General features: G+C 71.0%; 5 protein-coding genes. 3 read left to right on the top strand and 2 right to left on the bottom strand.

The genetic code is table 11. From position 1 onward, the window contains the following. Positions 1-5: 5 nt before the first annotated feature. Entirely contained in the window at positions 6-275 is a 270-nt protein-coding gene (locus tag ACOJTC_RS12055) for a DUF5988 family protein (RefSeq protein ID WP_420116911.1), read from the bottom strand. An 826-nt stretch (positions 276-1,101) separates the two neighbouring features. Here ACOJTC_RS12055 and ACOJTC_RS12050 point away from each other — a divergent pair. The 3 genes from ACOJTC_RS12050 (at position 1,102) to ACOJTC_RS12040 (ending at position 7,455) form a co-directional block, all read left to right on the top strand. Beyond that, positions 1,102-3,942: an AAA family ATPase gene (locus ACOJTC_RS12050; RefSeq protein ID WP_420116910.1), complete on the top strand. Its 2,841-nt coding sequence runs from the start codon at positions 1,102-1,104 to the stop codon at positions 3,940-3,942. A 142-nt stretch (positions 3,943-4,084) separates the two neighbouring features. Continuing rightward, a complete protein-coding gene (locus tag ACOJTC_RS12045) occupies positions 4,085-4,891 on the top strand; it encodes an ABC transporter ATP-binding protein (protein WP_357935698.1) in 807 nt (268 codons plus the stop codon). Then, the gene (locus ACOJTC_RS12040) at positions 4,891-7,455 is read left to right on the top strand and encodes an FtsX-like permease family protein (RefSeq protein ID WP_204928154.1); all 2,565 of its coding nucleotides are present in this window, start codon (positions 4,891-4,893) and stop codon (positions 7,453-7,455) included. The genes ACOJTC_RS12045 and ACOJTC_RS12040 overlap by 1 nt, the downstream gene beginning before the upstream one ends. A 69-nt stretch (positions 7,456-7,524) precedes the next feature. Here the strand turns inward: ACOJTC_RS12040 and ACOJTC_RS12035 are convergent. After that, positions 7,525-7,739 (bottom strand): response regulator transcription factor (locus tag ACOJTC_RS12035; protein ID WP_420116909.1); only part of this gene is annotated, 215 nt, incomplete at its 5' end.

The following is a 7,739-nucleotide window of genomic DNA, read 5'->3' as shown; positions in this document are numbered from 1 at the left end:
TGCCGTCATTCGGCGATCTTGGTCCGCATGGTCCAGCGGAAGACCACCACCTGTGAGGCGTCGTCGTTGAGGCCGTCGTGGTCACCAGAGCGTTCGAAGTGCTCGTAGCCACCCAGGTAGGGCACCTTGATCCGGCCGGTGCCGGCCGGCGCGCTGTGGGCCCGCTCGATGGCGGTCAGCCCGACCGGGCCACCCTCGAGCACGACGTCGAAGTGGTCGTCGCCGCGAACGCCGCTGAACCGCCGCGCGCTGCTCACCCGTGTGAGATCGTCCACGCTTTCCTCCTCGGCTGGGGGCGGCGACGCTGGGAAACCGTGTTTCGCGTCACTGCCCTCGGATGCCTCCAGCGTGGCGGCAGCGCCGGCCGGCGCATACCCGGAAGCGACCCCTAACTCCCGGCCGGTGACCGGATTTCAACGGCCGGCCAACCTGCGGTTACTTTGTGGCCCGGTGAGTCGCATTTGTGCGGCCCTCGGCTTGTCGCATGGGTGACAGCATTGACCGTGGCTTATGAATTGCTTCTGTAATAGGGTCGTCTTCTCCCCGAAACTCAATTTTTGCTCAAGAGTAGATTGCCCGATTCGCTGCCTCTCGTCCGGTGGGTGGTGGTGTGCCGACGTCGGGGGTAACCGTGCGAGCCGGGGGAGTTGACCCGAAAAATTCCGGTAGGAGACCTCTGCCGGAGTCATTTCCCAGGTCAGGGCCCTGTGTCGAGGGGTGAATCTGCAGCCATCCCTGCAGGTGGGAGGGGTCGCGATGACTCTTCGATCATGTAATTGCTACCGAGTGGTAATTTCTCGACCAGGGACAACAAACCGACAAAACGCCATCCCCGCTCGTAATATCGGTGACGAAGTATCACCACCCCACTACCCTCTTGTACGGGTGTCTATGTATGCTGTGCTCGCCGTCGGGACGCGGTGAAAGTCATCAATCAATTGGCAGTCATCATTGCAAGGCCCGGTTTGCCGGCCGACGTGGCCGGTGACCGGGTGGGTCCCGGTGGCCGCGTGGCATCGAGCCGAACGGTTTCGTCGGGGGGCCTGGCCCGGAGTCGGCAGCGCCCGTTCGATGCCTCATCGCTGACCTGGGGGGAGACGGGTGGATTTTGTGGAGAGAAGCCGCGAGCTTGACATCTTGCGGGGCCTTTACTCCGACAGTGCCACGGGCAGGGGGCGGGTCGCACTGATCAGCGGCCCCGGCGCCACGGGCAAGACCGAGCTGTTGCGGGCCTTCGCCGACCACGTCGGCGCGGCGGGCGGGCTGGTGCTGCGCGCCGCCTGCTCCCGGGCCGAACGCCTGCTGCCCGCGGCCGTGATGGGGCAGCTGTTCCACAGCGTGACGCTGCCGGCCGAGGTGATGCGGCGCATCGGCGCGTTCGTCGACATCGAGGGCGTCGCCACGGAGGGCGACGCCGACATCAGGGCCGTGCACGCGATGTGTGTCGAACTGCTCGACATCGCCCGCAACCGGCCGCTCGTGCTGCTCGTCGACGACGTCGAGTTCGCCGACGAGCAGACCCTGCACACCCTGCTCTACCTCCAGCGCCGGCTCACCGCCGCGCAGATCCTGGTGGTGCTCACCGAGTCGCCGCAACCGCAGCCGTTCCACCCGGAGTTCCGGGCCGAGATCAGCCGGCAGGCGAGCTTCTGCAACATCCAGCTGTCACCGCTGTCCGAGGCGGGGGTCGCCGATCTGCTGCGCGGCTGGACCGACGACGAGACGGCCACGGCGCTCGCTCCGGCGTACCACGAGGTCAGCGGCGGCAACCCGTTGCTGCTGCACGCGCTCGGCCAGGACCGGCGGGTCGCCGGGTCGACCGAGCCCACCGGGGTGGCCGTCGGCGACCAGTTCCGCCAGGCCGTCCTGTCCTGCCTGCGCCGCTGGGACCCGACCATCCTGGAGACCGCCCACGGGTTGGCCCTGCTCGGTGACTTCGCCACCCCGGCGTTGCTGGCGCGGCTGCTGGACACCAAGCCGGCCCGGGTCCAGTGGGTGCTCAACGCGCTGACCATGTCCGGTCTGCTGCACGGCGGCCGATTCCGGCACCCGGCGGCGCGGGCGGCCGTCCTGCACGACCTGACCCCGGACGCGCTGTCCGACATGCACGCCCGGGCGGCGGAACTGCTGCACGCCGAGGGCGCCCCGGCGCCGGCGATCGGTGGACACCTGCTCGCCGCGGGTGGCCTGGCCGAACCGTGGGCGATTACGGTGCTCCAGGACTCGGCCACCCACGCGCTGGCCGAGGACCGCGTCGACGACGCGGTGGAGTCGCTCAAGCTGGCGCACGAGATGTGCGACGACGAGCCGCGCCGGGCGGCGCTGACCGCGATGCTGGCCGCCTGCCAGTGGCGGGTCAACCCGGCGGCGGTGAGCCAGCACCTCCAGTCGCAGCGCGAGGCGCTGCGGGCCGGTCACCTCTCCGAACGGCACGCCGCCGCCCTGCTGCGCTACCAACTCTGGCACGGCCACCGGGCGGACGCCCAGGAGACCCTGCGGCACCTGCGCGACACCCGGCAGCAGCTCGACGCCACCACCGCCGCCGAGCTGGAGGGGTGCGCGGAGTGGCTACGGCTGCACTTCCCGGTCGCCTTCGCCGAGCTGGACGCCAGCACCGACGTCGGCCCGACGGCCACGCCGGCCGGCGCCCCGGTCCGCTCCGACGGCTCCCTCGGCTCGGCCACCCCGTCGCTGACCGCCGTACTCACCGACGGGGTGACCGACGAGGTGATCGCCCGCGCCGAGCAGGTGCTCGGCAGCCACCTGCTGGTCGACGTCGGGCTGGAGTCGGCGCTGTGCGCCCTCCAGACGCTGGTCTACGCCGACCGGATGGACCGCGCCGTGCACTGGTGCGACGTGCTCGGCACCGAGGCCGGCGCCCGGGGCGCCACCACCTGGCACGCCATCCTGTCCGACGTCCGTTCGCACATCGCGCTGCGCCAGGGCGACCTGCCGCTCAGCGAGCGGTTCGCCCGGGAGGCGCTGGACGCGATGTCCCCGCACAACTGGGGCGTGGCGATCGGCTCACCGCTGTCCAACATGCTGCTCGCCAAGATCGGCATGGACAAGCTCGACGAGGCCGAGGCGCAGCTCAAGCACGTCATCCCGGACGCGATGCGCGACACCTGGTTCTGGCCGATGTACCTGCGGGCCCGGGGTCACCTGCACCTGGCCGGCGGGCGGGTGCACGCGGCACTGGCCGACTTCGAGACCTGCGGGCAGCTGGCCACCCAGTGGGGCATGGACCTGCCGACCCTGTTGCCCTGGCGTGGCGACCTGGCCCAGGTCTACCTGCGTTCCGGCCGGCCCGACCGGGCCCGGGGCATGGTGACCGAGCAGCTCTCCCGGCCCGGTGCCGACAACGCCCGTACCCGGGGCATCTCGCTGCGGCTGCTCGGTTCCGCGCTGGACGTGAAGCAGCGGGTCAACACCCTGCGGCAGGCGGCCAACCTGCTCCAGGAGTCCGGCGACCGCTACCAGCTCTTCCTGGCCCTGGCCGCGCTCAGCAGCGCGCACTACGGGCGGGGCGAGTTCAACACCTCGCGGGTGGTGGCCCGCAGCGCGATGCAGCTCGCCAAGGACATCCAGGCGCAGGCGCTGTGCCGCCGGCTGCTGCCCGGGGGCGACGCGGCCGGTGCCGACGACCCGGACACCCCGCCGGAGCACGAGGAGATGTCCCGGCTCAGTGACGCCGAGCAGCGGGTGGCGACGCTCGCCGCGCTCGGCCACACCAACCGGGAGATCGGCAAGAAGCTCTACATCACGGTGAGCACGGTCGAGCAGCACCTGACCCGGGTCTACCGGAAACTGAACGTCCGGCGGCGTACCGAGCTGTCGCTGGGCCTGCCGATGGACGCCGCCGGGGCCGGGCTGCTCGCCGTGGCGCCGGGCGGCGCCGAGCGCTCCTGGCCGCAGTGGGAGTCGGCGGTCCAGGCGAGCTGAGCTCGTCAGAGGTGGCGATTCCGGGGTGGGCCTAGGCCCACCCCTTCGGGTCATTAGCTCCATTGAGCGCAAACGGCCCGATCCATACCGTGAAACATGTACCCACCGCCGTTCGGCGACGTTCTTTTGCGGGGAGCATGAGGTGGACAGAAACAAGGACCGGCGGACGCCGACCAGTGGCGCCGACGCGGTGCGGCTCGACGACGTGCGCAAGACGTACGGACGCGGCGACAACCGCGTCGACGCGCTACGGGGCGTCACAATGAGCTTCCCCCGGGGCAGCTTCACTGCCGTGATGGGGCCGTCCGGCTCCGGCAAGAGCACCTTTCTGCACTGCGCGGCGGGGCTCGACGTGCCCTCGTCCGGCTCGGTGGTGCTGGACGGCAAGGAACTCAGCGGCATGAACGAGAACCAGCTGACCCGGTTGCGCCGGGAGCGGGTCGGCTTCATCTTCCAGGCGTTCAACCTGATGCCGGCGCTCAACGTCGAGCAGAACGTGGGCCTGCCGTTCCGGCTGTCCGGCCGCCGGCCCGACCGGCACTCCGTGGTGGAGGTGCTGGGCCGGGTGGGCCTGGCCGAGCGGCGCAAGCACCTGCCGAGCGAGCTGTCCGGCGGTCAGCAGCAGCGGGTCGCGATCGCGCGGGCGCTGATCATGCGACCGGCGGTCATCTTCGCCGACGAGCCGACCGGCGCGCTGGACACCCAGACCACCATCGAGGTGCTGCAACTGCTCCGCGAGACGGTCTCCAGCGGTGGCCAGACCATCATCATGGTGACCCACGACCCGGTCGCCGCCGCCGCCGCGCACCGGGTGCTGTTCCTCGCCGACGGGCAGTTCATCGGTGAGCTGGAGGCGCCGACCGCCGACGTGGTGGCCGAGCGGATGACCCACCTGACCGCATGGCAGCAGAACCGCGCGCCGCAGGCCACCGGCAGGGGTGGCTTCTGATGACGTACCTCGCGTGGCGCACCCTGCGCTACCGCAAGCTCGCCTTCATCGCGACGTTCATCGCGGTCTTCTTCGGGGTGGCGCTGATCGTCGCCTGTGGCGGGCTGATGGAGACCGGCATCCGGATGGCCGTCCCGCCGCAGCGGCTGGCGGCGGCCGACGTGGTGGTGAGCGGCAAGCAGACCTACGGTGTGCCCAAGAAGGACCCGCAGGACACCAAGAACATCAAGTCGGTGCCGCTGGCCGAGCGGTACTGGATCGACCCGGGGCTGGTCGGCAAGATCCAGGGCGTGCCCGGGGTCGAACGGGCGGTCGCCGAGGCGTCGTTCGCCGCCACCGTCGTCCGCAACGGCGCACCCGTGATCGTCGGGACGCAGTCGCTGGGCCACCGGTGGGAGTCGGCGCAGCTCGGGCCGTACCGGCTCGACGGGCAGCCGCCGGCCCAGGCCGGCCAGGTGGTGCTGGACCGGACGGTGGCCAAGCTGGCCCGGATCAAGGTCGGCGACCGGGTCGACGTCGTGGTCAGTGGGGTCCAGTCGTCCTTCCAGGTGACCGGCATCGCCGCGCCGCCCGGTGAGCTGAGCCAGTCGGCGCTGTTCTTCTCCGACGACGACGAGCGGCGGCTCAACCCGCACACCGGCACCGCGGACGCGATCGGTGTGCTGGCCAAGCCCGGCACCGATCTGGACGCGCTGCGCGACCGGATCGAGCGGACCCTCGCCGACCGCAAGCTCGTCGTGCTCACCGGCGACGACCGGGGCGCGGCGGAGTTCCCCGAGGCGGTCGGCGGCCAGGCGCAGCTCATCCCGCTCTCCGGGGTGTTCGCCGGCATGACGGTCTTCGTGGCGATCTTCGTGGTCGCCAGCACGCTGGGCCTGTCGGTGCAGCAGCGGCAGAAGGAGATCGCGCTGCTGCGTTCGATCGGCGCGACGCCCCGGCAGATCCGTGCGATGGTGCGCCGTGAGGCGCTCGTCGTCGCGGTCGGTGCGGCGATCCTCGGCTGCGCGCCCGGGGTGTTCCTCGGGCCGCTGCTCTACGACATCGTCTCCGACGCCGGGGTCATCTCGCCGGTGGTGCAGTTCCACCAGGGTTTCATCCCCTACCTGGCCGCGCCCGCGATCGGCATCTTCGCCGCCATGGTGGCCGCCTACGTCGCCGGTCGTCGCCCCTCCAAGACCAAGCCCACCGCCGGCATCGCCGAGGCCGCCCTGCAGCGCAAGTGGGTGAGCTGGCCCCGGGTGGTGTTCTCCATCCTGTTCTTCGCCGCCGGGTTCGCGCTGATCCTGGTGACGGCGATCGTGATGCAGGGCGCGGTGGCGTCCGCGACCGCCGGGCCGGCGGTGATGTGCTGGGCGATCTCGATCGCGTTGATCAGCCCGGGGTTGACCCGGCTGCTGGCCGGTGTGCTCAGCCTGCCGGTGCGGGCGTTCTTCGGCCTCGCCGGCTACCTCGGCACGGTCAACGTCCGCACCCGCGCCGTCCGGGTGGCCTCCGCGGTCACCCCGATCATGCTGGCCGTGGCGCTGGCGGTGGCCAACTTCTACCTCCAGACCACCCAGAACGAGGCCGCCGAGCGCTACTACTCGGACAACCTCCGGGCCGACCTGGTGCTCAGCTCCACCACCGGCGGCTTCCCCGCCGACACGGTGGAGGCGATCCGGTCCGCGCCGGGCGTCGAGGAGGCGTCGGCGTACGTGACCAGCGCCGGCTGGATCAACAAGCCGTACGACGGGTCGCACGTCGAGTCGCCCTGGCCGTTGCAGGGGGTCAGTGGGGCCAGCGCCGCCGGCATCACCGGGGTGCGCACCAGCGACGGCAACCTGGGGGACCTGCGGGGCGACACGGTGGCGCTGCCCGAGGTGGCCGGCAAGAACCTCAACGTCGGCGTCGGTGACCAGATCACCCTGCGGCTCGGTGACCGCTCGGCGGTGGACCTGCGGGTGGTGGCGCTCTACCCGGCGAAGAAGGGGTTCGAGACGATCCTGCTCCCCGCCGACCTGCTCGCCGCGCACAGCACGACCGGCCTGTCCCGGCAGATCCTGGTCACCGCCGAGCCCGGCACCAGCCGGGACGCGCTGACGGCCAGCCTGCGGGAGAAGGTCGCCAACCAGCCGGGCACCATGATCGAGGGACGGGACGCGATCACCACGTTCGCCGAACGGACCAAGACGCAGGCCTGGGTCAACTACCTGCTCGTCGCCCTGGTCGCCGGCTACACGATGATCTCGGTGGCGAACACCCTGATCGTGGCGACCGCCGGCCGACGCCGGGAGTTGGGCATGCAGCGGCTCATCGGCGCCACCCGCAAGCAGGCCCTCCAGATGCTCAGCGTGGAGGCGGGCATGGTCGCGGTCATCGGGGTGGTGCTCGGCACCATCGCCTCCATCGCCACGCTGATGCCGTTCAGCATCGTGGTGCTGGGCCGACCGGTGCCCTCCGGACCGATCTGGATCTACCTGGCCGTGGTGGCGGGCGCGACCGTGCTCGCCTTCGCCGCCACCGTGCTGCCGGGCCGCCGGGTGATGCTCTCCCGGCCGGCGGAGGCCGCCGTCGCCGTCGAGTGACGGCAACCCGCACACACGACGGTGCCCCCGGTCGACCGACCGGGGGCACCGTCGTGTGTGGCGTCCGGGTCAGCCGACGTCGGCCCGGGTGCCGTTGAGGTACGCCAGCACGGCCAGCACCCGCCGGTTGCTGTCGTCCGCCGGGGTGAGGTCGAGCTTGGTGAAGATGCTGGTGGTGTACTTGGCGACGGCACCCTGGCTGACGATGAGGCGCTGGGCGATGGCCGTATTTGAACATCCCTCGGCCATCAGCTTCAGCACCTCCCGCTCGCGGGGGGTGAGGG

Source organism: Micromonospora sp., assembly GCF_048594385.1.
Taxonomy (GTDB): Bacteria; Actinomycetota; Actinomycetes; order Mycobacteriales; family Micromonosporaceae; genus Micromonospora; species Micromonospora wenchangensis.
This window is presented reverse-complemented; position numbering and strand designations above follow the sequence as displayed.

What these genes read in the sequence shown, in the direction of transcription:
- ACOJTC_RS12040 (WP_204928154.1), top strand. Translation starts at nt 4,891, where the DNA reads ATGACGTACCTCGCGTGGCGCACCCTGCGCTACCGCAAGCTCGCCTTC.